General features: G+C 65.8%; 29 protein-coding genes, 1 tRNA gene and 2 pseudogenes. 17 read left to right on the top strand and 15 right to left on the bottom strand.

Annotated features, from left to right (window positions below):
* Nucleotides 1-22: 22 nt before the first annotated feature.
* Complete coding sequence (locus tag H5J25_RS14520; RefSeq protein ID WP_202092153.1) at nt 23-511, bottom strand: DUF2721 domain-containing protein; 489 nt, start codon at nt 509-511, stop codon at nt 23-25.
* Between the two features lie 217 nt (nt 512-728).
* On the opposite strand from H5J25_RS14520, the gene H5J25_RS14515 reads away from it, so the two are divergent.
* Complete coding sequence (locus H5J25_RS14515; RefSeq protein WP_225883139.1) at nt 729-1,712, top strand: methyltransferase; 984 nt, start codon at nt 729-731, stop codon at nt 1,710-1,712.
* Nucleotides 1,713-1,715: 3 nt separating this feature from the next.
* Here the strand turns inward: H5J25_RS14515 and H5J25_RS14510 are convergent, their stop codons facing one another.
* The 3 genes from H5J25_RS14510 to H5J25_RS14500 all read right to left on the bottom strand — a co-directional run bounded on the left by H5J25_RS14510 (nt 1,716) and on the right by H5J25_RS14500 (nt 4,241).
* Nucleotides 1,716-2,606, bottom strand: coding sequence for a type 1 glutamine amidotransferase (locus H5J25_RS14510; protein ID WP_202092149.1), 891 nt, complete (start codon nt 2,604-2,606; stop codon nt 1,716-1,718).
* A gap of 198 nt (nt 2,607-2,804) precedes the next feature.
* Nucleotides 2,805-4,022, bottom strand: a complete 1,218-nt coding sequence (locus tag H5J25_RS14505) for a dicarboxylate/amino acid:cation symporter (protein WP_225883138.1) — start codon at nt 4,020-4,022, stop codon at nt 2,805-2,807.
* A 42-nt stretch (nt 4,023-4,064) separates the two neighbouring features.
* Nucleotides 4,065-4,241, bottom strand: a complete 177-nt coding sequence (locus H5J25_RS14500; RefSeq protein WP_202092147.1) for a hypothetical protein — start codon at nt 4,239-4,241, stop codon at nt 4,065-4,067.
* Nucleotides 4,242-4,494: 253 nt separating this feature from the next.
* Here H5J25_RS14500 and H5J25_RS14495 point away from each other — a divergent pair, with 253 nt between their 5' ends.
* From H5J25_RS14495 to H5J25_RS14480, 4 genes are all read left to right on the top strand, one after another.
* Nucleotides 4,495-4,659 (top strand): hypothetical protein, encoded by a 165-nt coding sequence (locus tag H5J25_RS14495; protein WP_202092145.1) that lies wholly within the window; start codon nt 4,495-4,497, stop codon nt 4,657-4,659.
* A 115-nt stretch (nt 4,660-4,774) separates the two neighbouring features.
* Nucleotides 4,775-6,844 (top strand): catalase, encoded by a 2,070-nt coding sequence (locus H5J25_RS14490; protein WP_202092144.1) that lies wholly within the window; start codon nt 4,775-4,777, stop codon nt 6,842-6,844.
* Between the two features lie 25 nt (nt 6,845-6,869).
* A complete protein-coding gene (locus H5J25_RS14485; RefSeq protein ID WP_202092142.1) occupies nt 6,870-7,502 on the top strand; it encodes a YbhB/YbcL family Raf kinase inhibitor-like protein in 633 nt (210 codons plus the stop codon).
* Between the two features lie 34 nt (nt 7,503-7,536).
* Nucleotides 7,537-8,628: a glycosyltransferase gene (locus H5J25_RS14480; protein WP_225883137.1), complete on the top strand. Its 1,092-nt coding sequence runs from the start codon at nt 7,537-7,539 to the stop codon at nt 8,626-8,628.
* Here the strand turns inward: H5J25_RS14480 and H5J25_RS14475 are convergent.
* The 4 genes from H5J25_RS14475 to H5J25_RS14460 all read right to left on the bottom strand — a co-directional run bounded on the left by H5J25_RS14475 (nt 8,571) and on the right by H5J25_RS14460 (nt 13,017).
* Nucleotides 8,571-9,473, bottom strand: a complete 903-nt coding sequence (locus tag H5J25_RS14475) for a glycosyltransferase (RefSeq protein WP_202092140.1) — start codon at nt 9,471-9,473, stop codon at nt 8,571-8,573. The genes H5J25_RS14480 and H5J25_RS14475 overlap by 58 nt on opposite strands.
* Nucleotides 9,470-10,609 (bottom strand): glycosyltransferase, encoded by a 1,140-nt coding sequence (locus tag H5J25_RS14470; RefSeq protein ID WP_202092138.1) that lies wholly within the window; start codon nt 10,607-10,609, stop codon nt 9,470-9,472. Before H5J25_RS14470 ends, H5J25_RS14475 begins: the two co-directional genes overlap by 4 nt.
* Complete coding sequence (locus H5J25_RS14465; protein WP_202092136.1) at nt 10,606-12,660, bottom strand: HAD-IIB family hydrolase; 2,055 nt, start codon at nt 12,658-12,660, stop codon at nt 10,606-10,608. The genes H5J25_RS14470 and H5J25_RS14465 overlap by 4 nt, the downstream gene beginning before the upstream one ends.
* 266 nt (nt 12,661-12,926) lie before the next feature.
* A tRNA-Ser gene (locus H5J25_RS14460) sits at nt 12,927-13,017 on the bottom strand.
* 101 nt (nt 13,018-13,118) lie between these two features.
* On the opposite strand from H5J25_RS14460, the gene H5J25_RS14455 reads away from it, so the two are divergent.
* Nucleotides 13,119-13,979 (top strand): peptidylprolyl isomerase, encoded by an 861-nt coding sequence (locus tag H5J25_RS14455; RefSeq protein ID WP_202092134.1) that lies wholly within the window; start codon nt 13,119-13,121, stop codon nt 13,977-13,979.
* Nucleotides 13,980-14,386: 407 nt separating this feature from the next.
* On the opposite strand, the gene H5J25_RS14450 is transcribed toward H5J25_RS14455, so the two are convergent.
* From H5J25_RS14450 to H5J25_RS14425, 6 genes and pseudogenes are all read right to left on the bottom strand, one after another.
* Nucleotides 14,387-15,448: a 5-(carboxyamino)imidazole ribonucleotide synthase gene (locus tag H5J25_RS14450; RefSeq protein ID WP_202092132.1), complete on the bottom strand. Its 1,062-nt coding sequence runs from the start codon at nt 15,446-15,448 to the stop codon at nt 14,387-14,389.
* A 12-nt stretch (nt 15,449-15,460) separates the two neighbouring features.
* Nucleotides 15,461-15,943 carry a 5-(carboxyamino)imidazole ribonucleotide mutase gene (purE, locus tag H5J25_RS14445; protein WP_202092130.1) on the bottom strand — a complete coding sequence of 161 codons (483 nt, stop codon included), beginning with the start codon at nt 15,941-15,943 and terminating at the stop codon, nt 15,461-15,463.
* A gap of 7 nt (nt 15,944-15,950) precedes the next feature.
* Nucleotides 15,951-16,637 (bottom strand): 2,3-diphosphoglycerate-dependent phosphoglycerate mutase, encoded by a 687-nt coding sequence (gene gpmA / locus H5J25_RS14440; RefSeq protein WP_202092129.1) that lies wholly within the window; start codon nt 16,635-16,637, stop codon nt 15,951-15,953.
* Nucleotides 16,619-17,098 (bottom strand): GNAT family N-acetyltransferase, encoded by a 480-nt coding sequence (locus tag H5J25_RS14435; RefSeq protein WP_202092127.1) that lies wholly within the window; start codon nt 17,096-17,098, stop codon nt 16,619-16,621. Before H5J25_RS14435 ends, gpmA begins: the two co-directional genes overlap by 19 nt.
* A pseudogene (locus H5J25_RS14430) lies at nt 17,098-18,229 on the bottom strand (M14 family metallopeptidase). The gene H5J25_RS14435 and the pseudogene H5J25_RS14430 overlap by 1 nt, the downstream one beginning before the upstream one ends.
* Nucleotides 18,226-18,837, bottom strand: a complete 612-nt coding sequence (locus tag H5J25_RS14425) for a DUF4136 domain-containing protein (RefSeq protein WP_318781318.1) — start codon at nt 18,835-18,837, stop codon at nt 18,226-18,228. The pseudogene H5J25_RS14430 and the gene H5J25_RS14425 overlap by 4 nt, the downstream one beginning before the upstream one ends.
* Before the next feature lie 163 nt (nt 18,838-19,000).
* Between H5J25_RS14425 and ykgO the strand changes: the two genes are divergently transcribed.
* The 4 genes from ykgO to H5J25_RS14405 are packed head-to-tail and all read left to right on the top strand — an operon-like array spanning nt 19,001 to nt 20,482.
* Nucleotides 19,001-19,126, top strand: a complete 126-nt coding sequence (gene ykgO / locus H5J25_RS14420; protein WP_003046794.1) for a type B 50S ribosomal protein L36 — start codon at nt 19,001-19,003, stop codon at nt 19,124-19,126.
* A 2-nt stretch (nt 19,127-19,128) separates the two neighbouring features.
* Nucleotides 19,129-19,743 carry an HAD family hydrolase gene (locus H5J25_RS14415; protein ID WP_202092125.1) on the top strand — a complete coding sequence of 205 codons (615 nt, stop codon included), beginning with the start codon at nt 19,129-19,131 and terminating at the stop codon, nt 19,741-19,743.
* 44 nt (nt 19,744-19,787) lie between these two features.
* Nucleotides 19,788-20,090, top strand: a complete 303-nt coding sequence (locus tag H5J25_RS14410) for a type II toxin-antitoxin system Phd/YefM family antitoxin (protein WP_202092123.1) — start codon at nt 19,788-19,790, stop codon at nt 20,088-20,090.
* Entirely contained in the window at nt 20,087-20,482 is a 396-nt protein-coding gene (locus H5J25_RS14405) for a type II toxin-antitoxin system VapC family toxin (protein ID WP_202092121.1), read from the top strand. Before H5J25_RS14410 ends, H5J25_RS14405 begins: the two co-directional genes overlap by 4 nt.
* Here H5J25_RS14405 and pyk read toward each other — a convergent pair.
* Nucleotides 20,473-21,927 carry a pyruvate kinase gene (pyk, locus tag H5J25_RS14400; RefSeq protein ID WP_202092119.1) on the bottom strand — a complete coding sequence of 485 codons (1,455 nt, stop codon included), beginning with the start codon at nt 21,925-21,927 and terminating at the stop codon, nt 20,473-20,475. The two genes, H5J25_RS14405 and pyk, sit on opposite strands and share 10 nt — an antisense overlap.
* A 71-nt stretch (nt 21,928-21,998) precedes the next feature.
* Here pyk and H5J25_RS14395 point away from each other — a divergent pair, with 71 nt between their 5' ends.
* From H5J25_RS14395 to H5J25_RS14375, 7 genes and pseudogenes are all read left to right on the top strand, one after another.
* Nucleotides 21,999-22,298: a DUF1244 domain-containing protein gene (locus tag H5J25_RS14395; protein WP_202092117.1), complete on the top strand. Its 300-nt coding sequence runs from the start codon at nt 21,999-22,001 to the stop codon at nt 22,296-22,298.
* 49 nt (nt 22,299-22,347) lie between these two features.
* Nucleotides 22,348-22,626: a hypothetical protein gene (locus H5J25_RS20800; protein ID WP_225883136.1), complete on the top strand. Its 279-nt coding sequence runs from the start codon at nt 22,348-22,350 to the stop codon at nt 22,624-22,626.
* A 5-nt stretch (nt 22,627-22,631) separates the two neighbouring features.
* Nucleotides 22,632-23,135 (top strand): annotated as a pseudogene (locus H5J25_RS21205) (amidohydrolase family protein); the annotation flags it as partial.
* 46 nt (nt 23,136-23,181) lie between these two features.
* Nucleotides 23,182-23,685, top strand: coding sequence for an amidohydrolase family protein (locus H5J25_RS21200; protein WP_263973935.1), 504 nt, complete (start codon nt 23,182-23,184; stop codon nt 23,683-23,685).
* Between the two features lie 119 nt (nt 23,686-23,804).
* Entirely contained in the window at nt 23,805-24,047 is a 243-nt protein-coding gene (locus tag H5J25_RS14385; protein WP_202096391.1) for a DUF2312 domain-containing protein, read from the top strand.
* A gap of 165 nt (nt 24,048-24,212) precedes the next feature.
* Entirely contained in the window at nt 24,213-24,356 is a 144-nt protein-coding gene (locus H5J25_RS14380; protein WP_202092115.1) for a hypothetical protein, read from the top strand.
* A 44-nt stretch (nt 24,357-24,400) separates the two neighbouring features.
* Complete coding sequence (locus H5J25_RS14375) at nt 24,401-25,144, top strand: YebC/PmpR family DNA-binding transcriptional regulator (RefSeq protein WP_202092113.1); 744 nt, start codon at nt 24,401-24,403, stop codon at nt 25,142-25,144.
* The last annotated feature ends 108 nt before the right edge of the window (nt 25,145-25,252 follow it).

Below are 25,252 nucleotides of genomic sequence, written 5' to 3'. Positions count from 1 at the left end.
CTTTTGTGGAGGGTCGCCGCGGTCATCGTGCAATGCCCCGCCCGCCGCGACCGGCGTCGTTTGCCAGATCGCCGACATCGCGCAGTTCGTCGTCGAGTTGGCGAGTGACGATCCGGCCCTCTGCGATCACGATCGCCGCGGCGAGGATGACCAACAGGAACCCGACGATCGACGCCGCCGTGCCCGCCGCCATGATGACCGGTGTCCGTGGTATCAGCACGTCCAGCGCGCCGAACACCAGAGCGGCGATCAACAGGATCGCGGCGACCAGACCGACCAAAGTCGCCCGGCCCATCAACTTGCAGCGGCTGCGATAGGTCAGGATCTGGTCCTTCAGATTCCCGGCGCGGTCGTCGTCGTGATCGTTCGCGCGAAAGTCGCCCACTGCCGAGCGGTAGCGGTCGATCGCGCTGTCATAGCGCTGTTGCAGGAAACCCATGAAGATCCACGCCGCGAAGACGATCGACGCATTCGGTCCGATCGCTTTGAGTACGTCTCCGAGTTCAGGCATCGCTCGCGTCTCCGGCTGTTCACCTTCCGGTCGATATGATCCAGAGAATGACGTGAAAGGGGGACGGTTCCGAAGATTCAACAGGCACTTATCTGCATCAGCCAGTTTGCCGCCAAGCTGGGACACGGGAACCCGCACGCCGCCGGCCAGTTTACTTCCGACCTCAAAAAAATGGCGTGAATACATGAACTTAACATCTATCATTGATTCATCGAAGGTGCGGACGTCGAAAGGATCGGGGCATGGCGAAGAGGGTCGCCAGACCGAACGAAGGACGGCGTTGAAGCAGTTGCTCGCGACGCTGCGAGCCGACGACTATCGCTTCGTCACCGCGACCCCGGCGACGCATCGGCGCGTCGTCGCGCGCGCCGATCGGACCCGCGCGAAGAATCTTCGCGATGTGCTTGGGTGGAGCCTCCCCTTCACGTCTGATGTGGTCCAGCCGGCGGTCCTCGAGCTGCTGCAGCGTGCGGGCGCGGTCGAGCAGCGGGACGACGGGCTGTTGGCGGCGACGATCCGCGTGTCCAGCGTGCGGGGCGCGCTGTTCCTCCATTCCGCCTACCCGACGTTGGCGGAGGATTCCGTCTTTCTCGGCCCGGACAGTTACCGTTTCGCCGACCTGATCGTCGCGCGGATGGGACGATTGCCGGAAGGCGCGCAGATTCTGGACTATGGCGCGGGCGCGGGTGTCGGCGGGATCACCGCCGCGCGCGGTCGGCCGGGATCGGTCCTGACGCTGGCGGACATAAACCCCAAGGCCCTGTTCCTCGCCTCGATCAACGCCGAATTCACCGGGGTGGACCACCGCACAGTCGAAGCGGGGCGTCCGGCCGACCTGACCGCGGAGTTCGACCTGATCGTAACGCATCCACCGTTCATGATGGACGATGGCGCGCGCGCATATCGCGACGGCGGTGACCTTTATGGCGGCCGATTGTCGCTCGACTGGGTATGCGACGGCATGCGGTTGTTGCGACCGGGCGGCAAGATCATCCTGCACACCGGCGTATCGATCGTCGACGGACGCGACGTCCTGCTCGACGCGCTGCGAGAGCGGATCCCGTCGGCCGGCTGGCGCTTCGATTATCACGAGCTGGACCCGGACATCTTCGGCGACGAACTCGACCAGCCCGCTTATGCCGAGGTCGAGCGGATCGCGGCGGTCGGGCTGGTGCTCACCCGCACGGATGGCGACGGCTGACGATCAGGCCGCGAGGCTTTCGTCAGCCGCCTCGCATCCCGACCGGCCCCGCTCCGCCATGACCGGCCGAACCAGCAGCTCCACGAAGTTCCGGATCTCGGTCCGTCGCAGGTCGACGTCGGACACCTGACGATCGAGACCGAGCCGCCATGCCAGATCGGCGCGTTCGGGCTCGCGATCGAAGTCGTCGATCGACGCCGCGATGCTATCGATATCCGCGAAACAGCGCGCCAACCCCTGCTCGATCAGGTCGTCAGACTGGCGGCGAAGCGCCGCGGCGATCTCGGCCAGCGACAGTTCGGGGTGATATTGCACGCCCCAGAATATGCTCTGGTCGTACCGGATCTCGGCCGCCTGGATCGCGGTAACCGTGTTCCCGGCCAGCAGGGTCGCGCCGGGCGGCAGTTCGGCAACCTCGTCGCCGTGGATCGCCGGCGCGTCGAATGCCGCCGGGCGTCCGCGGAGCAGCGGATGGTCGCGGCCGGCATCGGTCAGCGTGATGCGCCGCGCGAAGCCCGCCTCCTGCCGCTTCTCCATTTCCCGGACCTTTCCACCGGCCGCCGCCGCCGCGACCTGCAACCCGGCGCACGATCCAAACGACGGCGTTCCCGAGGCGAAGACCCGGCGCATGAAGTCGATCTCGCGCTCTGCCTCCGGTGTGGAATCGTAGATGTGCAGCGGCGATCCGGTCAGGAAGACGGCATCGTATCCGGCGATCGCCTCCACCGTCATCGGATCGGTATCTTCGTCGGCGGGCTTGGCGCGATCGCACGTTGCGCCGGGCGCAAGATCGTTGAGCATCTCGATATAGGTTTCGCCCGAACTCTTGCCGACACTGTTTCTCCGAGCCTCCCGGGCTTCCGGTGGCTCGCTTTCCGCAATCAAAAATCTCATTCAATCTCTCGAACCGTAACGTGTTGATTACGTAACGCCTGCGCCGCCTTTTCGGGTTCGAAACCTGGAAGATTGGTGGGGCCCGGCGCACAAAAGCCGGGGGCCAGGCGGTGCAGACCTATGAAGAGCATGGATCGGGCGCACGGCAACACCAGCGACATTCGCGCGCCCGGCATGCGCCGCGTCGTTTCGCGAGCACTAATCCGCGTGGTCGACGCTCCGTCCTGCCAGCCGCGCGACGGCGAGGTCGGCGGTGACGTTGCCCAGCGTGCGGAAGATATCGGGGATCGTCTCGACGGCGAGCAACAGCGGCAACAACGCGATCGGAACGCCCATCGCAAGGCAAACGGGCCCGATGATCGCGAAGAAGGACACCTGCGCAGGCAAGCCGACCGCGCCGACGCTGACCAGCGCAGCGACGGCGCAACCGATCAGCAGCGTGCCGATGCCGATATCGATGCCGTACAGGCGTGCCAGATAGACGGCGACCGTCACGTTCGCCGCCGCGCTCGCGGCCCGGAACACGGACACGGCGAGCGGCAATACGATCCCGGCTGCCTCCGCGCGAACATCCAGTCGCGGCGCCGCATCGATCATTGTCGGCAAGGATGCCAGCGACGACTGGGTGCTGACCGCCACCGCCTGTGCGGGCAGTGCGGCACGCGCGAAAGCGGCGGGGGATATCCGCCCGAACACCGCGACGACGGGATAGGCGAGCGCGGTGACCAGCAGGCACGTCGCGACGACCGCGGCGATATAATGGACGAGCAACCCCGCCGCCCCGGTCCCCGCCTGCATGCCGACCGCGAATGCCAGTGCGAACACGCCGACAGGCGCGACGAGCAGGACCCAGTGGACGATTCCCAGCATCGTCTCGACGATCGCCTTGAACAGCGTGCGGACACTGTTGCGCAGGTCCGGCGCGATGCGGCTGGCGGAGAAGCCGAAGAACAGCGCGAAGACCACGATCGGGACGATCGCTGTGTCCGCTGCCGCGCGGATGGGATTGGCGGGAATGATCGTGCCGATCCAGTCCGCTGCGCCGGCGACCGCCGGGGCGGGTGCCTCCCGCGCGAGCAAGGCCGCGGCCTCGCGCGGGACGGGCCAGAGATCGAGCGCGATGCTCGCAAAGCCGGCGGCGGCGGCGCAGGCGCAAAGCAGTAAACCGGCGAACCACGCCAGCGCCCGCGTCGCGGCGCGACCGCCACCGGCGCTTTCCGCCGTGCTCATGATCCCGTCGACGAGGAGAGAGAAGATCAGCGGCACGACCGTCATGGTCAGCGCATCCAGCCACAACCGGCCGATCGGGCGCGTCACCGGCAACAGCGAGTCTCCTACCGCCGTACCGGATAACGCCGCGCCCGATGCGAGTCCGAGGATCAGGCCCGCCAGGATGCGGGTCGATCGGCCGATCATCCGAACCGACCTGCGGCCCCGCGACCGGCTACCGGGCAAGCGTCAGGACGAACGATCGTGCGCCTGCCCGCCGATCTGGTCGATATCCTCGTTGCTGCCGAGGTCGGACTCCTTGTTCGATCCACCCCCGGCGCGTTCGGCGATTTCCTTCACCTTCTCCGCGTCTTTCTCGGTGGAACCGGCTTGTTCACCGTTCTTCCCGTCGGTTGCGTCCGTCATGGTTGCGCTCCTTGGCTTCGCTCGGGTCCGATCCGCACTGCTGTGCATTCGGCCAACCCATTTCAACTTCAGGCTATTTTCGGTGGCGGCGGAATTCAATCAGGCAGATCAATAGACTGGATCAAGGTTCGCCCCTTTGCCCTTTGTCAGATGCGACATGCGCGGCGAAACGAGTCATCGTTCCCGGTCGATATCACCGTGCTGGGAAGCTTCCCGGCGCATCGCGCGTTGATAGCCACGAAGGAGATGGACGATGGAAAACGAACCGATGGCGCCGGGGGATCAGGCCCCGGCCGGCACTCCGGGTACCGGGGAAAACGTCTGCCCGCAGTGCGAAGGGAGCGGCGAGGTGGACGGCAAGACGTGCCCGACCTGCGAAGGAAGCGGCACGGTGATCGAAGGTATCGGTGGCGGCTGAGCCCGGCATCGCGCCCGGCGCTTAAAATAAGTCAAATATCCGGTGCCCTTACGCGGTCACCATGCGTTGACCCCGCGATGGACGACCTACGTCCGATGAAGCGGGATCATTCTACATGGCAGACAAAGCGACGACCGCATCCGGCGGCGAGACCCATCAGCGTGCCGACGATGGCGGCGCAGTGTTGACGACGAACCACGGCGTTCCGATCAGCGACAACCAGAACAGCCTCAAAAGCGGCGCGCGCGGCCCGACCCTGCTGGAGGATTTCGTCCTTCGCGAAAAGATCTTCCACTTCGACCACGAGCGTATCCCGGAGCGTATCGTCCATGCCCGCGGCAGTGGCGCGCACGGCGTGTTCGAGGCGACCGACGACATCAGCGACCTGTCGCGCGCCGCGGTGTTCGCGAAAGGCGAAAAGACCGAGGTTTTCGTGCGCTTCTCGACCGTCGCGGGCGGGGCCGGTTCGGTCGATACGCCGCGCGACGTGCGCGGTTTCGCGGTGAAGTTCTATACCAAGGAGGGCAATTGGGATCTGGTCGGCAATAACATCCCGGTCTTCTTCATCCAGGATGCGATCAAGTTCCCCGATCTCGTCCACGCGGTGAAGATGGAGGCGGATCGCGGCTATCCGCAGGCCGGCAGCGCGCACGACACGTTCTGGGACTGGGCGTCGCTGATGCCCGAGACGACACACATGCTGATGTGGGCGATGTCGGATCGCACGTTGCCGCGATCGTTCCGCATGATGGAAGGCTTCGGCGTCCATACGTTCAAGCTGGTCAACGATGCGGGCAAGGTCAGCTTCGTCAAGTTTCACTGGAAGCCGAGGCTCGGGCTTCAGTCGACGATCTGGGACGAGGCGCTGAAGTTGCAGGCGGCGGACAATGACTATCAGCGCCGCGACCTGTTCGAGGCGATCGATAGCGGCGACTTCCCGCAATGGGATCTGGGCATCCAGGTGTTCGACGAGGATTTCGCCAACGCACAGCCGTACGACGTGCTCGACGCGACGAAGCTTATTCCGGAAGAGGACGTGCCGGTTCGTCTGATCGGCACGCTAACGCTGAACCGCAACGTCGATAACTTCTTCGCCGAGACGGAGCAGGTTGCGTTCCTGCCGACCAACATCGTGCCGGGGATCGATTTTTCGAACGATCCGCTGCTTCAGGGGCGACTGTTCAGCTATCTCGACACGCAGAAGTCGCGGCTGGGGACGACGAACTTCCACCAGATCCCGATCAACACCCCGCGCTGCCCGTTCGGCAATTTCCAGCGTGACGGAATGATGCAGACTATGGTGCCGAAGGGCCGCGCGAATTACGAGCCCAACAGCCTTTCCGCACATGGCGAGGAAGGCGGCCCGCGCGAAAGCGTCGATCGTGGCTTCGCGACGGTCAACGCCGCAACCGGGCCGGACGAGACGGGCGACAAGCTGCGCGTTCGGGCGGATACGTTCGCGGATCATTACAGCCAGGCGCGGCTGTTCTACCGGTCGCAGGACGCGCATGAGCAGGCGCATATCGCCTCCTCCTTCGTATTCGAACTGTCGAAGGTCGGCCTGCTGGAGCAGGTACCGCCGCGGATGGTCGCCAACCTGCGCAACGTGGACGAGGACCTGGCGCAGCGTGTCGCCGACGGCCTCGGCATCGCCTTGCCCGACAAGGCGAAGGCGGCGAAGGAGCCGGTCGACATGGCCCCGTCCGACGCGCTGTCGATCCACAAGAACATGAAGGCTACTTTGGAGGGCCGCGCGGTCGGTATCCTGATCGCGGACGGCACCGATGCCGGCGAACTAGACGCGGTGATCGACGCGGTGACCAAGGCCAAGGGCAAGGCGGTCATCGTCGCGCCCAAGGTCGGCGGGGCGAAGCTTTCCGACGGGTCGGTCAGGAAGGCGGACGGCCAGCTTGCCGGATCGCCGAGCCAGATCTTCGACGCGGTCGCGATCATTCTGTCCGACGCGGGCTGCAAGACGTTGCTGACCGAAGGCGCGGCGGTCGAGTTCGCGATGAATGCGTTCGCGCATCTGAAGGCGATCGGGGCGAGCGACGCGGCCAAGCCCTTGCTCGACAAGGCAGGAGTCGAAGCGGACGAGGGCGTAACCAAACTGGATGCTTCGTTCGTGAAGGCGGCATCGCGCCGCTTCTACGACCGGGAACCGAAAGTCCGCACGCTCGCTTGACGTTCGAGGCAAGGAAAGAGGTCGTATGCTGGAATATGTTCCCGCGTGGCTCGGTAAGGCGCTGAGCGGTCAACGCGCCGGGCACGGTAATCTGGTCGCCGCCGACCCGGCGGTCGGGTCCGATACGGGGCGTATCGACCTCGCCAGTCCGGCCTTTGCCGACGGCGCGCGCCTCCCCGTCCGCTTCACGGCGGACGGGGAGGGCGTGTCGCCACCTCTGGTCTGGACCGGCATTCCCGACGGCACGAAGAGTCTCGCGTTGATCGTCGAGGATCCCGACGCGCCCACGCCAAGCCCCTTGGTCCACGCGATCGTCTGGGGGCTGGAGGCGGATGACGGCCGACTGGCAGAAGGTGCGATCATGCCGGACGGAGATGGCGGCGCGAACGGAGACGTCGGCCGCAACAGCTATTTCCGCGAGGGCTGGCTTCCGCCCGATCCGCCCACCGGACATGGCGAGCACGATTACGTGTTCCAGCTGTTCGCCTTGTCCGGCGCGACGGCACCGGGCGCAACCCCCGGCCGCGGGGCGTTCGTCGAGGCGATTGCGGGGCATGTGCTGGCGGTCGGGATCCTACGCGGGACCTATTCGCGCGGCGAGCCGTCGGGAACGTCGTCCTTCGATCCCGGCACCGGGCCAGTCGCCGGCCTCGCCTGACGCAGCCTCTACCTTTGACCCGGCAGACCTACCTATGAACCCTTTGCGGATCGCGGTGATCGGACATCTGCGCCACCCGGTGGCTGCGCCGTTCATGGGCGGGATGGAATCGCATTGCCATCTGCTTGTCCGCGCGCTCGTGGCGCGGGGGCATGACGTGACCCTGTTCGCCAGCGGCGACAGCGATCCCGCGCTCCCGCTGCACGGGGTGACCGATCGGCATTACGAGGCGGTGCTGCCCTGGGCGCTGTGGCGCGACACGGACGAGTTGACCGAATTCCAGCAGGCGGCGTTCGGCCGCGCGTGGTCGGTCATCGCGGGCGGCGGTTTCGACGTCGTCCACAACAATGCGATGCACCCCGCCTTGCACGATTGGGCGCGACGCGACGGCCAGCCGATGGTGACGTCGCTGCACGTGCCGCCGTTCGGTGGCCTGGCCGATGCGGTCGCCCGGAACGCCGTGCCCTGGCTGCGACAGACGGCGACGTCGGAGAGCCATCTGGACAGTTGGTGGGCGGACGCGCCGGACACGGCCTCCGTCGTCTATAACGGGATCGATACGGACCGCTGGCATTTCCGAACGCAGGGCAATGGCCGCGCGGCGTGGTGCGGGCGCATCACGCCGAACAAGGGTACCGCGATCGCGATCCTCGCCGCACGCCGGGCCGGGGTCGCCATCGACCTGTACGGCCCGATCGATTGCATGGATTATTACGGGGAGAAGGTCGCGCCCTTGCTGGGCGACGACTGTATCCATCACGGGCATCTCGGCGGCGACGCGCTGATCGCCGCGATGGGCGAGGCGTCGGTGCTGCTATCGACACCGATGTGGGACGAACCGTTCGGCCTCGTCGCAGCGGAAGCGATGGCGTGCGGCGTTCCGGTGGCAGCCGTCGATCGCGGCGCGATGCGCGAAGTGGTGGGGGAAGCGGGTGCGCTGGCACCAGCCGATCCCGATATGCTGGCGGACGCCGTCCGCGCGGCGATGCTGGTGCCCCGCGCATCGTGCCGCGCGCGCGTCGAACGGCTGTTTTCGGTCGATGCGATGATCGCCGGCTATGAGGCTGCCTATGCCTCCGCCATCCGCGCCTCTAGCAAAGCGAGCACGGTCGCCGAACTGGCATAAGGCTGGTCCGACTGCTGCCGCGTCAGCGCGAGATCGTCCTCGCTCACCTCGCGCAGGCGAACATATTCGCCGTCCGTCAATCGCACCAGTCCCATCAGCGTGAACGCACGCAGCCAGTGCTCCATCGTGAAATGGCCCCATTTGTCGCGGAACCGCGCGGCATTGGCGATCACGCTGTCGACGTGATGGACGGGCGGCATGTGATGCGGATGATGCTGGTGGAAGACGCGCGCACCGCGGCACCACAGGATCGGGGTGCCGCCTTCCATCACGACGCGGCCAAAGTCCGTATCCTCGCCGCCATAGCCGACGAAGCGTTCGTCGAACCCGCCGGTGGCAAGGAAAGTCACCCGGCGCATCGCGAAGTTGAGCGACCAGAAACAGCGATAGTCGGTGCAATCGCCGATCCGGTCGACCGGCGGCCCGGCCCGCTCGCTATGCTTCACCGCGATCCGCTCAAACGCCGCGATATCGATCCCGTCGGCCGTCGCGCCGGACGGCAGATACAGCACCTCGCCCATGAACAAAGCATCGTGTTCGGCAAGCAGCGGCACATAGTCGGCGATGAAATCGGGATAGGGTATGCAATCCACGTCGAGGAAGACGAGCATGTCGCCCGATGCCGCGCGGGCGGCGGCGTTGCGCGCGGCGGCGAGCGGGATACCGCCCGCGCCGACCATCAATTGCCGCACCGGAAAATCGAGCGAGGGCAGGGCATAGGGTTCGGCCTGCATCACCGCGATCACCACTTCGCCCGGCAAAATGCTTTGCGCGTTCAGGCCGAGCAGCACGTTGGTCAGATGTTCGGCGCGCCCGGCGGCGAGCGTGCAGATGGTGACGGTCATGCCATCACCCGCGGCGTGCGTGCGACGATCTCGATCAACGGGTCTGCCCAGGCCGCCTCGGCCTGCGCCTCCAGCCACCCGGCCGTGTCGCGCGCAGCGTCCGGATCGACCAGCGCGCGTTGCAGGTTCAGGTCCAGCCCTGCGGCATCGTCCCACGCCTTCAGCCATGCACCCGCATGCGCCGGCCAGTGATCCAGCATCACCGCGACCCCGGCACAGGCGAGCGATCGTGCCTTCATCACCTGTTCGTCGAAATATCGCCATTCGGGCACGACGATCCACGGGCGTCCCGCCGCTGCGATCATGTGGACGGTGGTGTTCCCGGCGGAGGACACGATCCGGTCCGCCGCGGCGATGTAAATCTCGGGATCATCGACCCACCCGATATGCCGCAGGTTGCCGGGCGTGGTCGCATGCCATTCCTGTTTGACCGCCCCAATCGTGAGCCAGACGGACTCCGGTTCCGCCCGCGCGCCGATCGTCAGCGGCGTGCCGGGCGTGCCGGTTCCGCCACCGCCTGCCACGACGACGACGATATCCGCATCCTCCGGCAAGCCCAGCCTGCGCCGCGCCTCGGCTCGGTCGATCGGTGCGGGATCGATACCGACGCCCGGCGCATAATGCGTCTTCGCCGTCATCCAGTCGGGTCGACCGGATTGCTCCAGCGTCGCGGCATAGGGCGCGAGGATACCGATCGCGGATTCATAGGCCGCCATATGCCCGGCATCGTCGCGCTGCCCGTGCTGCAGCACGGTGACGCACGGTATCGAAGCGATCCGTGCGAGTTGCGCCAGTTCGGCCGAAACATCGGTCACGAAAAGCGCGGGCCGGGCCTGATCGAACCACTGCGTGATCGTCGCCACCGCCTTGGTGATGCTCGCCCAGCCAAGCGGGGCGCAGTGCAAGGTCGCCGGGGTTCGCGCGTTGGCGAGGGCCGGGGCGGCGTCGTCCGGCATTTCGAACAACGACGGTATTTTGACGATCGAGACGTTCGGGTTGAGTGCTGGAAAGATGTCGTCGCGCGCACTGAACAGCGTGACCGGCCGTGCGGCGGGCAATGCGTTGACGATCGACGCCGCGCGTTCCGCATGGCCGCGACCCTGATGATGGACGAAATAGCCGATCGGACGGTTCATGCGGCCTCTTTCATCGCAAAGGCGCGCATCCCCTCGACCACGCCCGCGGCATGCGGGCGGCGCGCGAGATAGATTGACGGGCGACCCAGCAGGGAATTTAGTTCGGCGCTGTGATTGGCGACGACGATGCCGTTGCGCACCGCGGCGAGCATGTCGAGATCGTTGCCGCTGTCGCCCGCGGCATAGACATGCTGTTCCGCAATGCCCAGCCGGTCGGCCACCCAGCGCATCGCTGCGCCCTTTCCGGCACGTTCGGGCAGGATGTCGAGGAGACGGCCGTGGCTGTGGATCACGCGCACCGGCAGCCCGGCGCACAACTGGCGGATACGCGCGATCGCGGCATGGTCCGATACGAAATAGCTCCGTTTGTGGCGGCGCTGCTCGACCGGCGGCTGCCGCTCCACATTCGGAACGGCGGAGACGAGCGTGTCGAAATCACCGGGCGCCCAGCCGGCATCGATCCACGCCGCAAAATCCCGGTCGGCAACGAGCCGCGCGCCGGATCGCCAATAGATCTCGCTGCCAACCGACGTGATCAGGACGCGCGGATCGGGCTGGCGCCATTCGCGCAGCAACCGCTCCGCTTCCTGCAACGACCGGCCGGTCGCGACGCCGAAGGCCAGGTCGGACTGGCTCGACAGGAACTGGACCATATTCTCCGCCCCGACGGTGCAGCCGGTCAGCGTGTTGTCGATATCGCACAGCAGCAGCCTGCGCGGGGCGTGTACCGCGGCGGGCTTGGGCCGAAGCGTCGCGACGATCCGCAGGAAGCGATCGGCATAGCCCGACCAATCGAGTTGCTTGCTCCTGATGCTGCCCTCGACCGATGCCCGCGCCCATTCCACGCGATTGTCGAGCAACCCGCGGATCGCGCCGGCAAAGCCCGCCGGATCGAACGGATCGGCGATCCGGCCGTGTCGCAGGGTCGCGACGATATCGGGCGGTCCGCCGTGGCATGTCGCCACCACGGGCAGGCCGTGAACCGCGGCTTCCGTCAGCGTCAGGCCGTAGGGTTCGGTCAGCGCGGGATTGACGAACACGCCGCTCGTCGCCTTCGCAAGCTGATACATCGATGCGACATCGGCGGCGCAATGGCGCTTCGGCAACGCGACGTGTCCATACAGGTCGTGCGCGTCGATCCGCGACAGCAACGATTGTATCACCTGCCGCTGCTCGGTCTCGCCGGACTCCGGCCCGTCACGTAGGCCTGCCAGTATCACCAGGTTCGCCTGCGCACGCAGGTCGGCATCGGACCCGAAAAGGTCGATCAGACCGGCCAGATTTTTCTTCGCCACCGGTCGTGCGATCGCAAGAACGATCGGCTTGTCGGTATCGCGCAGGAACGGCGCGATCAGCGCGCGGGCCGGCACCGGATCGGCACAAATATCCGCTTCGTTCATCCCGGCACCGGGCGGCAGGCAATGGATGCGCGTCGGGCACGCCGACGGGTACAGCATCAACTGGCGCTCGGCCTCGTCGCGCGAGGACGCGATGATCAGGTCGGCCGCCGCGATCGCGCGATCCTCTTCGGCCAGCCGCTCCCCGATATCGGCATCGGCCACACCGCTCGCCGCCTTGTCGATGCCGAGCGAGTGGGCGGTATAGACGAAGGGGATGCCGAACCGGTCGCGAACCGCCGCCGCAACCTCGGCGGCGTCGGCGAAATGCGCGTGGACGATGTCGGGCCGGCGGGGCATGTCCTCCAGCAGCGCGATCAGCGCCGAGGTGAAAGCCGCCCGGTCGCGAATGGCATCGCGCTTCGACAGATAGGCGCGGTTGTCGGTCGCGACGCGGCGTATCGCAAGTTTCGCATCGACGCGCTCGAACGGCGCGGCATAGGCCGGGCCGAGCCGCTCGTCCTCGATCAGGCGCGTGACGATCTCTACCCGGTCGACATCGTTCCGCTTTGCCAGCGCCATCGCCGCACCCAGAACGTATGTGATATGTCCACCGGTGTCTTCGGTCAGTCCGAATTCGACCGGCGGCCCCTTCAGGCAGCCGCCCAGCGCTATCGACAGGATATACAGAGAGCAATTCCCCTTACAGATCAAAAACCTATGATTGTTTTGCCAAGGGAACGTCCGCCGGGCGGCCGAAGTTTCGCGCGTCCTTGCGAAATATGATTGACCTGGATCAGTCGGCGCTTTCGCCAGTCCGCGAAATTCCGCCGACCTGATGAGCCGGAGGCTTCGTTCACGTCAGCAGCAACTGGTCTACTGTCTGCGGATATTGCGATAGCGCCGATAATCGACCTACATCCGGCTACGCATTCTTATACGGCCGCGGTGCGATCAAAGGACCTGCGACAGTCGGAACTTGGCGGAGCGGGAGGGATTCGAACCCTCGATACGCTTTTGGCGTATACTCACTTTCCAGGCGAGCGCCTTCGACCACTCGGCCACCGCTCCGCATGTCCTGGACGGAAGCGGCTGCCTAGTGGGAGTTCGGCCTGTGCGCAAGCGTGCGGTTGCGATTGCGTGATTATGACGGGTCGTGCACACTCTGCGCCATGCTGATCTCGCTCCTCGCGCTGGCAATCGCCGCGCAAGCCCCGCCCGTCATGCCGCCCGCGCCGGTGCTGCCCTCCGATGCGGCGGAGGGCGATTGGCGCGCGATTCCGGACGACGAGCTGCTGGTGATGACGCTGGCGACCGGCAAGACCGTCGTCATCCGTCTTGCCGCCCGGTTTGCGCCCGAGCATGTCGCCAACGTCCGCACGCTCGCCCGGGCGGGGTGGTGGAACGGGGAAAGCGTCTACCGCGTGCAGGAAAACTGGGTCGCGCAATGGGGTGATCCGTCCGAGAAGAAGGCGATGGCGCCGGGCGTCAAGGCGGTGCCTGCGGCCGAGTTCGAGATTGCCGCCTTCGACGCGGCGCAAATCCTGTCGCGCCCCGACAGCTATTCCGCGAGGTCCGGGATCACCGCCGATGGCTGGCCGATCGCCGGTGACGGCAAGGCCGCGTGGCTTACCCATTGCTACGGCATGGTCGGGGTCGCGCGCGATGCCTTGCCGTCGACCGGCTCGGGATCCGAGCTGTTCACCCCGATCGGCCAGTCCGCGCGCCGGCTGGATCGCAATTATACGGTGGTCGGGCGGATCATTGAGGGCATGCAATATCTGTCCGCCCTGCCGCGCAGCGATGCGACGATGGGGTTCTACGCGACGCCGGGCGAGCGGACGGGTATCGCCTCCGTGCGATTGGCGAGCGACATCCCCGCTGCGGAACGCCCGAAATTCCAGTATCGCAGCACGGACAATCCGCGCTTTGCCGCCTATCTCCGGTTGCGCGAGGTCGCCGCCCCGCCGACCGTTCCGACGGGTGCCAGCGTCTGCGACGTGCCGCTGGCGGTTCGGCGGGTCGCTGGGTAGCGGATTTCAACGCCAGCGGGTGAAGGTTCCCGCGGATGCCGGGGATGCCCAGCATAGGAACGACTGGATGTGTTGCGCATCGTTTTGGGCGGCTCCCATCACTCCGTTCGCTTCGAGCGAAGTCGAGAAGCCGAATGGCGCGCGCATCGTGATCTGTTTCTCGACTTCGCTCGAAACGAACGGGTGGAGGGTGGATGCGATGACCGAGTGAGGCTGTGACGGAGCAGAGTTGCAATCCGATGGTCGGGTGACTGGCTTACCGACCGGCAAAGCGAGGGAATAAGACTGCTCGCGCCCAAGCGAGCGTCTTGACGACCACCTTGTCCGCCGAATCCACTACCACTCGCCAAGTTTACCGCTGTTCGGCTATCATCCTGCGCACCGACTCCGGCCAATCCCCGGCCCCGTCAACCCAGCCGCGTGACATGCCCCATCTTCCGGCCTGGCCGTATGTCCTTCCCGTACAGATGCAGATGCGCACCCGGCTCGGCCAAGATCTCCGCCCAGCGCTCCGCATCCTCGCCGATCAAATTCTCCATCGCCACCCCCGGGGCGGTCAGCGCCGTGTCGCCCAGCGGCAGGCCACAGATGGCGCGGATGTGGTTCTCGAATTGCGAGGTCGTCGCACCCTCGATCGTCCAATGGCCTGAATTGTGCACCCGCGGTGCCATCTCGTTGAACACCGGTCCGTCCGCGCTCACGAAGAATTCGCACGCCAGCACGCCGACATAGTCCAGTGCTTCGGCGATACGCACGGTAAGCGCGGTCGCCTCCTCCGCCTGCGCCAGGATTTCAGCCGGGGCGGGGAGGGTGGACGTGCGCAGGACCGCATTCTCATGCACGTTGTGCGGCACCGGATAGCGCGCCACCAGTCCATCCTCGCGCCGGGCGATCAGCACGGAGAATTCGTGGCTGAAATCGATAAAGGCCTCCAGCACCGCCGGCCCGCCGATCGAGTCCCACGCGGCATCCGCATCGGCGGGCGTGCGGATCACCGCCTGGCCCTTGCCGTCATACCCGAAGCGCGCGGTCTTCAGCACCGCTGGGGTGCCGGTATGCAGGAGCCCGGCGTCGAGATCGGCGCGGCTGTTCACCGCCGCCCAGCGTGCCGGGCGTCCGCCCAGCCCCTCGACGAAGCTTTTCTCCGCGACCCGCTCCTGCGATACGCGCAGCGCCTGCGGGCCGGGATGGACCGGGACATGCTCGGCCAGCCATTCGACCGGCGCGACGTCGATATTCTCGAATTCGTACGTCACCACGTCGCACGCGGCGGCGAAGTCCTTCAGCACGATGCGGTTGTGGTAATCGGCCCGCGTCAGGCTGGACGAGGTCTGCGCGGCGACGCTTTCCCGGTCCGGCGCGAGCACATGCGTGCGATAGCCGAGTTCGGCGGCCGCACTGGCCAGCATCCGCCCCAGCTGGCCGCCGCCGAGGATGCCGATCGTGGAACCGGGCGGTAACGTCTTCATGCCGCTTCCCTCCTATCGCGGGTCGGTCGCCACGCCGTCGGTCTGCGCCGCGCGCCACGCTTTCAGCCGCTTGGCAAGCAGCGCGTCCGACGTGGCGAGGATCGCGGCGGCAAGCAGCCCGGCATTCTTCGCACCCGCATGGCCGATCGCCAGCGTACCCACGGGAATTCCGCCAGGCATCTGGACGATCGACAACAGGCTATCCATCCCGCTCAACGCCTTGGATTCGACCGGTACGCCAAGCACGGGCAGATGCGTCATCGCGGCGACCATTCCGGGAAGATGCGCCGCCCCGCCTGCGCCCGCGACGATCACCTTCAGCCCGCGCGCGTCCGCCTGTTCGGCATAGTCGACCAGCCGGTGCGGCGTGCGATGCGCCGACACGACCCGCGTTTCATAGACGACGCCCAGCGCATCCAGCGCGTCCGCGGCATGCTGCATCGTCGCCCAGTCGGACGTGCTGCCCATGATGATGCCGACCAGAGGGTGCGTCATGCCGGGATCACCGCTCGCTCAGGTAATAGCGATCGGTCGCGGTCAGGTCCGCGTCGAGTTCGTACACGATCGGCTGCCCGGTCGGAATTTCCAGCGACGTGATCTCGTCGTCCGGAATGTTCGACAGATGCTTCACCAGCGCACGCAGCGAGTTGCCGTGGGCGGAGATCAGCACGCGCTGGCCGTCCCGCAATGCGGGGGCGATGCGCCCGTCCCAATAGGGCAGGACGCGGGCGATCGTGTCCTTCAGGCTTTCGGTCTGCGGGATCGCGATCCCGGCATAGCGGCGATCCTGCGACAGATCATATTCGCTGCCCGCCTCCAGCACGGGCGGCGGGATATCGAAGCTGCGACGCCAGATATGCACCTGCTCGTCGCCATGTTTCGCCGCCGTCTCGGCCTTGTCCAGCCCGGTCAGCCCGCCATAATGCCGCTCGTTCAGGCGCCAGTCCTTTTCGACCGGCAGCCACAGCCGCCCCATTTCCTCCAGCGCAAGGTTGAGCGTCTTGATCGCGCGCGATTGCAGCGAGGTGAAGGTCTGGTCGAAATCCAGCCCCTTCGCCTTCATCAACTGCCCCGCGGCGCGCGCTTCGCCGACACCCTTTTCCGTCACGTCGACATCCCACCATCCGGTGAAACGGTTTTCGAGGTTCCAGGCCGACTGGCCGTGGCGGATCAGGACGAGTGTTGGCATCGGGACTCCCGGAGGCGGAGGGTGAGAAACTGGTTGTGCAGACTGGGGCGATAGTCGGCAAACGCGCCCGTGTCGATGAAGCCCGCGCTGCGATACAAGGCGACGGCGGGGGCATGCAGATCGGCCGTCCCGGTTTCGAGGCTCAGCCGGTCGTATCCGCGTGTCCTTGCCTCCGCGACGACGTGGTTCAGCAACGCGCGCCCGACGCCGGTGCCCCTGGCCTCCGGCGCGGCGCGCATCGACTTCACTTCGCCGTGACGGGGATCGAGTTGCTTCAGCGCCACGAACCCGACCAGACCGTCGTCGCGCCACGCGGTCCAGAACGTCACCCCCGGCGCGGACAATCCGGTCGCATCCAACGCGAACGCGAATTCCGCCATATGCCCGCGCAACTCCGTCAGATGATGCGCAAGTAGACCGGCGACATAAGGCGCGGCGGGGTCGTCGCGGCGGATCTCCATCAGATCTGGTCGATCACCTCGGCCAGCACTTCCAGGCACGAATGCGCCAGCGCCTTCGACCGCTCCGCGCCCCAGCCGAATTCGAGATCGGGATTGGCGTCGTGATCCTTGAACGGCATTTCCAGCGTGAACGAAACGGCGCCGAAGCGGTTGGCGACCTGATTGGTCGACATGCTCAGATTGGCCTTGCCCGGTGCGGACTTGCCATAGCCCATCTGCGTCTGGAAATCGGGCGTGTGCGCGGCGAGCCTGCGACCGAAATCGTAGAATTGCTCGCCCTTCGCATCCGACCAATTGGGGATGCCCTCGAATCCGGCGAAGAAATTGGCCGGGATCGCCTCGTCGCCATGCACGTCCATCGCGAAGGCGACGCCGGTCTCGTCCATCGCTTCGCGCACGCACAGGACTTCCGGGCTGCGTTCGGGCGAGGGTTCATGCCATTCGCGGTTCAAATTCACGCCCGCGGCATTGGTCCGCAGATTGCCGCGTCGCGTGCCATCCGGGTTCATGTTCGGCACGACATGGAACGTGGCTTTCTGCAACAGCGCCTGCGTCACCGGGTCGGACGTGTCGGTCAGGCGCTCCAGCGCGCCTTCCATCCACCATTCCGCCATCGATTCACCGGGATGCTGCCGCGCATAGAGCCAGACCGGCTTCGGTCCGCTGCCGATCGTCAGGCAATCGATCGCCTGCCCGTCCAGCGAGACGCCGAGTTCGCGGTGCGTGACGCCGGGCTGCCCGGCAATCCGTGCGATCAGCGCCTCGTGCTGCTCCATAGTATAGGGCGCGAAATAGGCGAACCAGGCCAGGTCGCCTTCGCCCGACCAGTCCCATTCCAGAATGCCGTCCGCATACCCCGTATCGGTCATCCGCCAGTTCACTCGGTCGGTCGATGCGCGCGTCTTGTAGTTCGGCCAGCCGTCCGGATACGCCGATTCTGCCCGCATTCAGGATTCGGAACTTCAACGGCGTCCCTGCCGCGCGATCGGACAGGCCGGCGACGCGGAAGTAGAACCACTGGAAGAATTCCGATCCCTTGTCCCGGCGGATCGTCAGGTTGACGGTATCGCCTTCGATCGAGACGAGTTCGATATTGCCGCCATCGAAGGCGGCGTTGACTGTGATGCTCATTTCACCGTGATAGTGCGGCCGGATTCGCCCGGAAAGCCCCGGAACAGCGCACTTGCGAGTTTCGATGCCGAATTTGCGGCAACCGCGGCGGGAGCCCGCACGTCGGCGACGGTCTGTGCGCGACCTTCCCAGATCACCGTGCCGTCGCTGCGCCGGCGGATCTGCACGCCCAGTTCGGTCGCGATCAGCTCGCGCGTTTTCGGCCGGCCGATCGGGAAGGAAATTCCGCCGCCAACGCCGACGCCGCCCCCGCGATACCCGCCGCCGCCGACTCCGCCGCCAAGGCCGATCGATACCGGCGACCGCTCAGGGCCGATGTCGCGCGACGTCCGCGTAAAGCTCACTACAGCAAGATATTGCGCCGGCGCGCCGATCGCCGGGGCCGTATAGCCGACCGACAGCAATTGCGTATCGACCGCCGCGGCATAGGTCTGGAATTCGATGCTGGCGGAGGCGCCGCCGGGCAAGGGTTCAACCTTGACGCTACCGCGCTCCAGCGGGGCGCCGAGATGGAAGCGCGTGACATCGACGGGGCCGTTCACCATCGGCGTCGTGCAACCGCTGAGCGCCGCACCGACGATCACCAATCCAAATGCTGCCTTGATCACGCTTCCGTCTCCGAACCATATTGTTGCGTATGGGTAACGCTGGACCACGAACGATGATCCGTGGCGGTTCCACGATGGCGTGCGCGGGTTGACTTGGGAAGCCCCCGAAGATAGGCGCAGCCCTCATTTTCCGAACACCAGAATCAAGAAGCGATTTTCGAACATGAAGATTCGTAACAGCCTCAAGTCCCTCAAGGACCGTCATCGCGACAACCGCGTGATCCGTCGTCGCGGCCGCACGTACGTGATCAACAAGACCAATCGTCGCTTCAAGGCACGCCAGGGCTGATTTTGCCCCGGCCGTCTGCCGTCGTTTTTGACGTCGGCAACGTCCTCTACGCGTGGAACCCCAGGGTTCTGTACGAGCGCCTGATCCCCGAGGATCGGGCGCTTGATGCTTTCCTGCGCGACATCGTCAGCCTCGACTGGCATTTCCAGCATGACGCCGGACGACCGTTCGCGGAAACCTCCGCCGAGCTGATCGCGGCACACCCCCATCACGCGGACAATATCCTGCGCTGGGGATCGCATTTCAGCGACAGCATCACCGGCATGATGCCAGGCATGTCGGCCCTGGTTGACGATCTGGATGCGGCCGGCGTGCCGCTCTACGCGATCACCAATTTTTCCGGCGAATTCTGGGCGCCGTTCCGCGAGCGAGAGGCGAAGATGTTCGACCGCTTCCGCGGCATCGTCGTTTCCGGTGACGAGAAGCTGCTGAAGCCGGAACCCGAAATCTACCGCCTCGCGCTTAGCCGGTTCGGTCTGGAAGCCGCCAATGCCGTGTTCGTCGACGACCGCGCCGATAACGTCGCCGGTGCGGAGGCTGTCGGCATGAAGGGACTGCTGTTCACCGATGCCGACACGTTGCGCGGCGACTTGAGGGAAATCGGCATCCTTGCCTGACCCGGCACCTGCGTGTACACCGCGTACACACAGGAGCCGCCATCATGGAAATGTCCGTCCGAGAAGCCCGCGCCAATTTCGCCCACGCCCTCGAAGCCGCGGAGCGAGGCGAGCGCGTTACGATCACGAAGAACGGCAAGCCCGTCGCTGAACTCGGGCCACCCAAAGTTTCAACGCTCCCCGACACGCCCGGTGGTCTGGATTGGGAGCGAATGGCGCGCGTGCGCAAGGAGTTGGGGCTGGACAAAGTCGAACTGGAGGACGGTTGGCAGGAACGCTTTGACGATCCCGCTTTCAGTCGCGCAGTGATGGGGCTGGACGACGATTGGGACCCAAATCGCTCGTGAAGATCCTGCTGGACACGCATTTCCTCGTTTGGTTGGCGACGCTGCCCGACAAGATTACCAAGCGCGAATTCCTTGCGCTGGAACGCCGGACCGAGCCGTTGATCGTCTCCGCCATCAGCATCTGGGAATTGCGGGTGAAGTGGCACGCCTACGACCCGAAGCGGCGCGAAAAGGAGAGTATCGATCCCGATACCGCATTGAGTTTTGCGATGGCGAACGACTTCGCGATGGCGCCGCTCGAACCGTCAGACTGCATCCTGCGCGTCGATCCGCCGATTCCGCACAAGGACCCGTTCGACGAGATGCTGCTCGTCCATGCGTATCGTCTCGGCGCACGATTGATGACCAGGGATCGTAAGCTCCTCGGCCACCCGCTGACGGTTCAGGTATAATCCTTCAATTCGTCGCCCAGCAGGCGGACGACGTGCAGCACGTTGGTCGATCCCGGCGTGCGGAACGGGACGCCGGCGATCACGATGATGCTGTCGCCCGCCTCGGCCAGCCGGTGACGCAGTGCCATGCGCTTGGCCTTGGCGACCATTTCCTCGAACGATTCCACGTCCTTCGTGTGCACCGCATGCGTGCCCCACAACAGCCCCAGCCGCCGCGCCGTCTCGATCTTCGGCGTCAGCACCATCAGCGGCACGCCGGGCCGTTCGCGCGCGACGCGCCGCGCGGTCGAACCGGACGTGGTGAAACACACGATCGCCTTCGCCCCGATCGTCGCCGCGATCGTCTTCGCGGCTTCGGCCAGCGCGTCGGACGTCGTCGGGTCGGCGCGCGTGATCGTGAAGTGCACGCGGTCGCCGTGCGTCGGATCGCTCTCCACCGCATTGCCGATCGAATTCATCATCGCGACCGATTCGATCGGCCACGCACCCGCGGCACTTTCCGCCGACAGCATGATCGCATCCGCCCCGTCATAGATCGCCGTCGCCACGTCGGACACTTCGGCGCGCGTGGGGGAGGGGGACGTGATCATCGATTCCAGCATCTGCGTCGCCACCACCACCGGGCGGCCCAGCCGGCGCGACACCTCGACGATCCGCTTCTGCAACGGCGGCACCGTCTGCGGCGGCAGTTCCACGCCCAGATCGCCACGCGCGACCATCACGCCGTCGCACTGCTCGATGATCTCCTCCAGCCGGTCGATCGCGGACGGCTTCTCGATCTTGGCGAGCAACGCCGCCTTGCCGCGGATCAGCGTCCGTGCCTCGGCCAGATCCTCCGGCCGCTGCACGAACGACAGCGCGATCCAGTCCACCCCCTGGTCGATCGCAAAGGCCAGGTCGCTACGGTCCTTCGTCGTCAGCGCCGCCATTGGCACGACCACGTCGGGCACGTTCAGCCCCTTGTTGTTGCTCAGCATCCCGCCGACCTCGATCCGCGCGACGATATGATCCGGCCCGTGATCCTCGACGCGCAGCACCAGCTTGCCGTCATCCAGCAACAGCCGCGCACCGATCTCGATCGCCTGGAAGATCTCGCGGTGCGGCAGCTCGACGCGCGTCGCATCGCCCGGGGCGGGATCGCGGTCCAGCCGGAACAGCGCCCCGGTGACCAGTTCGACCCGGCCGTCGGCAAACCGCCCGACGCGCAGCTTCGGCCCCTGCAGATCCGCCAGGATCGTGGTCGGCCGCCCGTATTTCTTTTCCAGCGACCGGATCGCCTGGATCACCGCGACTTTCGATTCCTGATCGCCGTGGCTCATGTTGACGCGGAACGCATCCGCCCCGGCTTCGAACAGCTTGCCGATCATCTCGACCGAATTGCTGGCGGGGCCGAGCGTGGCGAGAACGCGCACCTTGCGCGATCGCGGGCTGATGGCCTTGGTCATGTCGAAGTCCTTTGCCTTGCAGCCCCGGCTCTAAAGGCTATCTCCGATCGATCAACCGGGAGAATATACAAATGTCGCAGTTAGAAGCCCTTGACGACGCGGTCGCGGCCGCTGCCTTCCGTCGTCTGGTCCTGCACCTGCGCCACCGCGACGATGCGCAGAATATCGACCTTATGGGGCTCGCCGGTTTCTGCCGCAATTGCCTGTCCGACTGGACGCAGGAAGCGAGCGGCGGCGCGCTCACCAAGGACGAGGCGCGCGAGACGATCTACGGCATGCCCTATGCCCAGTGGAAGGCCCAGCATCAGGATGAGGCGACTCCCGAACAGCTCGCCCGCATGGCCGAAAGTATGAAAAAGAACCCCGCTTGACCCTCTTCCCCGTCCGCGCGACACCATCCTGCAACAGGGGAGAGATATCATGACGTTACGCTGGGTCGCACCGGTCGCCTTGCTCGCTGGCAGCGCGGCTTTCGCCCAAACGCCGCCCGCGCCTGCACGTACGGCGCAGCCGGTCGCGACCAAGGTAACGTACATCCACGCGGGCACCCTGCTCGACAAACCCGGCCAGAAACCGCGCGGCAACAGCACGATCATCGTCCGCGACGGCACGATCGCCGAGATTCGCGACGGCTTCGCACCCCCGAATCCGGCGCGGCCCTGGTCGATCTGTCTCGGCAGTTCGTCCTGCCGGGCCTGATCGATATGCACGTGCATCTGTGGGGCATCGGTGGAGACCCGATGCGCAGCCGGCTGGAGGCGCTGACCCGCGACCGGTTCGACGATATGATGACCGCGGCCGTCAATGCGAAGGTCACGTTGCAGGCCGGCTTCACCTCGGTGCGCGATCTCGGCGGTGACCCGCGCGGCATCCGTGCGCTGCGCGACGCGATCGACCGTGGTGAGCTGGAGGGGCCGTCGATCACCAATGCCGGCCGCATGATGTCGGTCACCGGCGGTCACGGCGATTCCGCCAACGGCTTGGCCGAGGAATTCGCGGACGCGGTGCACAAGGCGGACATCAACCTGTGCGATGGTCCCGACGATTGCCGCCGCGCGGTGCGCGCGCAGGTCGGGCTGGGGGCGAAGGTGATCAAGTTCGCCGCGACGGGCGGCGTGCTGTCGAACGTCGCGGGTGGCCTCGGCCGCGCGATGACGCCGGAGGAGATGAAGGCGATCGTCGATACCGCGCACGCATTGGGCCGCAAGGCCGCCGCGCACAGTCATGCGGCAGAAGGAACCAAGGCGGCATTGAATGCCGGGGTCGATTCTGATCGAGCACGGCACGTTCCTCGACGACGAGACGATCGCTTTGTTCAAGGCCAGGGGCGCATATCTCGTGCCGACCGAAATGGCCCCCGTCGCTGCTTTGGCGCAGGCGCGCGGCGGCGCGCTGCCACCAGCCACGATTCCGAAGGCGGAAGCCGCGGCGGCGGCGATGCGCGCCAGCCACCAGCGGGCGATCGCGGCGGGGGTCAAGGTCGCGTTCGGCACCGACACGGGCGTGTCGCGGCACGGCGATAACGCGCAGGAATTCGCCCTGCTCGTCGCGTCGGGGATGACGCCGATGCAGGCGATCCGCACCGCGACGGTCGCTGCCGCCGACCTGCTCGGCCGCAGCGACGTCGGCACGATCGAGATCGGCAAGACCGCCGACATCATCGCGGTCGCCGCCTCGCCGCTCGACGATGTCCGCGCGCTGGAGCGAATGGATTTCGTGATGCACCGCGGCGTCATCGCGGTCGCCGGACCGAGATAGCAATTGATCGAAGCGCGCGGCTTCCATAGACGCGCACCAGCTTGCCGCCTGCCGCATCGTGCGACGCGGGCGCCGATCAGCTGGGGATTTGATACATGAGTGAAGAGCGTGGGGAAGGCATGGGCGGCGGTCGCGTCGCTGCCGACGAATTGCGGCTGTTGATCGAACGGGCCGAGCGTCTGGAAGAAGAGAAAAAGGGCATCAGCGACGACATCAAGGACGTGATGGCCGAGGCGAAGAGCCGTGGCTACGACACCAAGGCGATCCGCAAGATCCTGGCGATCCGCAAGAAAAAGAAGGACGAGTATCAGGAAGAAGAGATGATCCTGGAGACGTACCTGCAAGCGCTGGGTATGATCTAAGGGGCGGGTCGGCCCCTGACACTATCCTCGTCATTCCCGCGCAGGCGGGAATCTATACGCACCGTGGCCAGTAAGTTGATTACGAATTGCGGCGACTATGGATCCCCGCCTGCGCGGGGATGACGAAATGCACAGCAAGCCCGATGATCGCAGGTGACTAACCGCGTGCAGAACACGCCGTACAAGGATCACCGGATATCCAATCTCGCCCAACGGCTGCACGACAAGCTCGACGCGGAAGTGATCGATCGGCTGTCCCGGCTGGAGGCGAAGATCGACCGCTTGGCATCCGCGCCCGTCAAGCGCTAGAAGCGCGCCGCGACGACAGCGACATAGTAGCCGAAGAGAGTTTCATGGCAGGCCATTCCAAGTTCAAGAACATCATGCACCGCAAGGGTGCGCAGGATAAGAAGCGCTCGTCGCTCTTCTCCAAGCTCAGCCGCGAAATCACCGTCGCGGCCAAGATGGGCCTGCCCGATCCGGACATGAACCCACGCCTGCGCATGGCGGTCAACGCCGCCAAGGCCGCCTCGCTGCCGAAGGACAATATCCAGCGCTCGATCGACAAGGCGAGCCGCGGCGATGCGGAAACGTACGAGGAAATCCGCTACGAAGGCTTCGGCCCCGGCGGCGTGTCGCTGATCATCGAGGCGCTGACCGACAATCGCAACCGCACCGCGACCAACGTCCGCACCGCGGTCGCCAAGAATGGCGGCAATCTGGGCGCGGGCGGCTCCGTCAGCCACGCCTTCGATCGTCTCGGCCTGATCAACTATCCGGCCAGCGTCGGCGATGCCGACACGGTGTTCGAGGCGGCACTTGAGGCCGGCGCAGAGGACGTGACGTCCAGCGAGGACGGTCACGAAATCTGGACCTCGAACGAAAGCCTGCACGAAGTCGTCAAGGCGCTGACCCCGGTGCTCGGCGAACCCGATGGCGCGAAGCTCGCCTGGCGCCCGCAGATCATGGTCGACGTATCCGAAGGCGACGCGGCGACCCTGTTCAAGCTGCTCGATTCGTTGGACGACGACGACGACGTCCAGACCGTCTGGGGCAATTACGAAATCTCCGACGAGGTGATGGAGAAGCTCGGTTGATCGACCCGATCCTCCCCGAAACGGGGAGGGGGACCATTCGCCACGTTCGGCAAATGGTAGAGGGGGCGGGCCGGCAAGTAACACTTCGCGGCGCGACGTCAGATCGCT

Source organism: Sphingomonas aliaeris, assembly GCF_016743815.1.
In the GTDB taxonomy this organism is placed as follows: Bacteria; Pseudomonadota; Alphaproteobacteria; order Sphingomonadales; family Sphingomonadaceae; genus Sphingomonas; species Sphingomonas aliaeris.
Note: the sequence above shows the minus strand (reverse complement) of the source record. Positions and strands in the feature narration are given on the sequence as shown.

Excerpts from the sequence above, each read along its gene's own strand:
- H5J25_RS14500 (WP_202092147.1), bottom strand. The coding sequence starts at position 4,241 with ATGACGGACGCAACCGACGGGAAGAACGGTGAACAAGCCGGTTCCACC.
- H5J25_RS14455 (WP_202092134.1), top strand. The coding sequence starts at position 13,119 with ATGCTGATCTCGCTCCTCGCGCTGGCAATCGCCGCGCAAGCCCCGCCC.
- gpmA (WP_202092129.1), bottom strand. The coding sequence starts at position 16,637 with ATGCCAACACTCGTCCTGATCCGCCACGGCCAGTCGGCCTGGAACCTC.
- H5J25_RS14410 (WP_202092123.1), top strand. The coding sequence starts at position 19,788 with ATGGAAATGTCCGTCCGAGAAGCCCGCGCCAATTTCGCCCACGCCCTC.
- H5J25_RS14505 (WP_225883138.1), bottom strand. The coding sequence starts at position 4,022 with ATGATCGGCCGATCGACCCGCATCCTGGCGGGCCTGATCCTCGGACTC.
- H5J25_RS14495 (WP_202092145.1), top strand. The coding sequence starts at position 4,495 with ATGGAAAACGAACCGATGGCGCCGGGGGATCAGGCCCCGGCCGGCACT.
- H5J25_RS20800 (WP_225883136.1), top strand. The coding sequence starts at position 22,348 with ATGACGTTACGCTGGGTCGCACCGGTCGCCTTGCTCGCTGGCAGCGCG.
- H5J25_RS14395 (WP_202092117.1), top strand. The coding sequence starts at position 21,999 with ATGTCGCAGTTAGAAGCCCTTGACGACGCGGTCGCGGCCGCTGCCTTC.
- H5J25_RS14520 (WP_202092153.1), bottom strand. The coding sequence starts at position 511 with ATGCCTGAACTCGGAGACGTACTCAAAGCGATCGGACCGAATGCGTCG.
- H5J25_RS14470 (WP_202092138.1), bottom strand. The coding sequence starts at position 10,609 with ATGAACCGTCCGATCGGCTATTTCGTCCATCATCAGGGTCGCGGCCAT.
- H5J25_RS14475 (WP_202092140.1), bottom strand. The coding sequence starts at position 9,473 with ATGACCGTCACCATCTGCACGCTCGCCGCCGGGCGCGCCGAACATCTG.
- H5J25_RS14385 (WP_202096391.1), top strand. The coding sequence starts at position 23,805 with ATGGGCGGCGGTCGCGTCGCTGCCGACGAATTGCGGCTGTTGATCGAA.
- pyk (WP_202092119.1), bottom strand. The coding sequence starts at position 21,927 with ATGACCAAGGCCATCAGCCCGCGATCGCGCAAGGTGCGCGTTCTCGCC.
- H5J25_RS14375 (WP_202092113.1), top strand. The coding sequence starts at position 24,401 with ATGGCAGGCCATTCCAAGTTCAAGAACATCATGCACCGCAAGGGTGCG.
- H5J25_RS21200 (WP_263973935.1), top strand. The coding sequence starts at position 23,182 with ATGCCGGGGTCGATTCTGATCGAGCACGGCACGTTCCTCGACGACGAG.
- H5J25_RS14435 (WP_202092127.1), bottom strand. The coding sequence starts at position 17,098 with ATGGAGATCCGCCGCGACGACCCCGCCGCGCCTTATGTCGCCGGTCTA.
- H5J25_RS14480 (WP_225883137.1), top strand. The coding sequence starts at position 7,537 with ATGAACCCTTTGCGGATCGCGGTGATCGGACATCTGCGCCACCCGGTG.
- H5J25_RS14485 (WP_202092142.1), top strand. The coding sequence starts at position 6,870 with ATGCTGGAATATGTTCCCGCGTGGCTCGGTAAGGCGCTGAGCGGTCAA.
- H5J25_RS14510 (WP_202092149.1), bottom strand. The coding sequence starts at position 2,606 with ATGAGATTTTTGATTGCGGAAAGCGAGCCACCGGAAGCCCGGGAGGCT.
- H5J25_RS14450 (WP_202092132.1), bottom strand. The coding sequence starts at position 15,448 with ATGAAGACGTTACCGCCCGGTTCCACGATCGGCATCCTCGGCGGCGGC.
- H5J25_RS14490 (WP_202092144.1), top strand. The coding sequence starts at position 4,775 with ATGGCAGACAAAGCGACGACCGCATCCGGCGGCGAGACCCATCAGCGT.
- purE (WP_202092130.1), bottom strand. The coding sequence starts at position 15,943 with ATGACGCACCCTCTGGTCGGCATCATCATGGGCAGCACGTCCGACTGG.
- ykgO (WP_003046794.1), top strand. The coding sequence starts at position 19,001 with ATGAAGATTCGTAACAGCCTCAAGTCCCTCAAGGACCGTCATCGCGAC.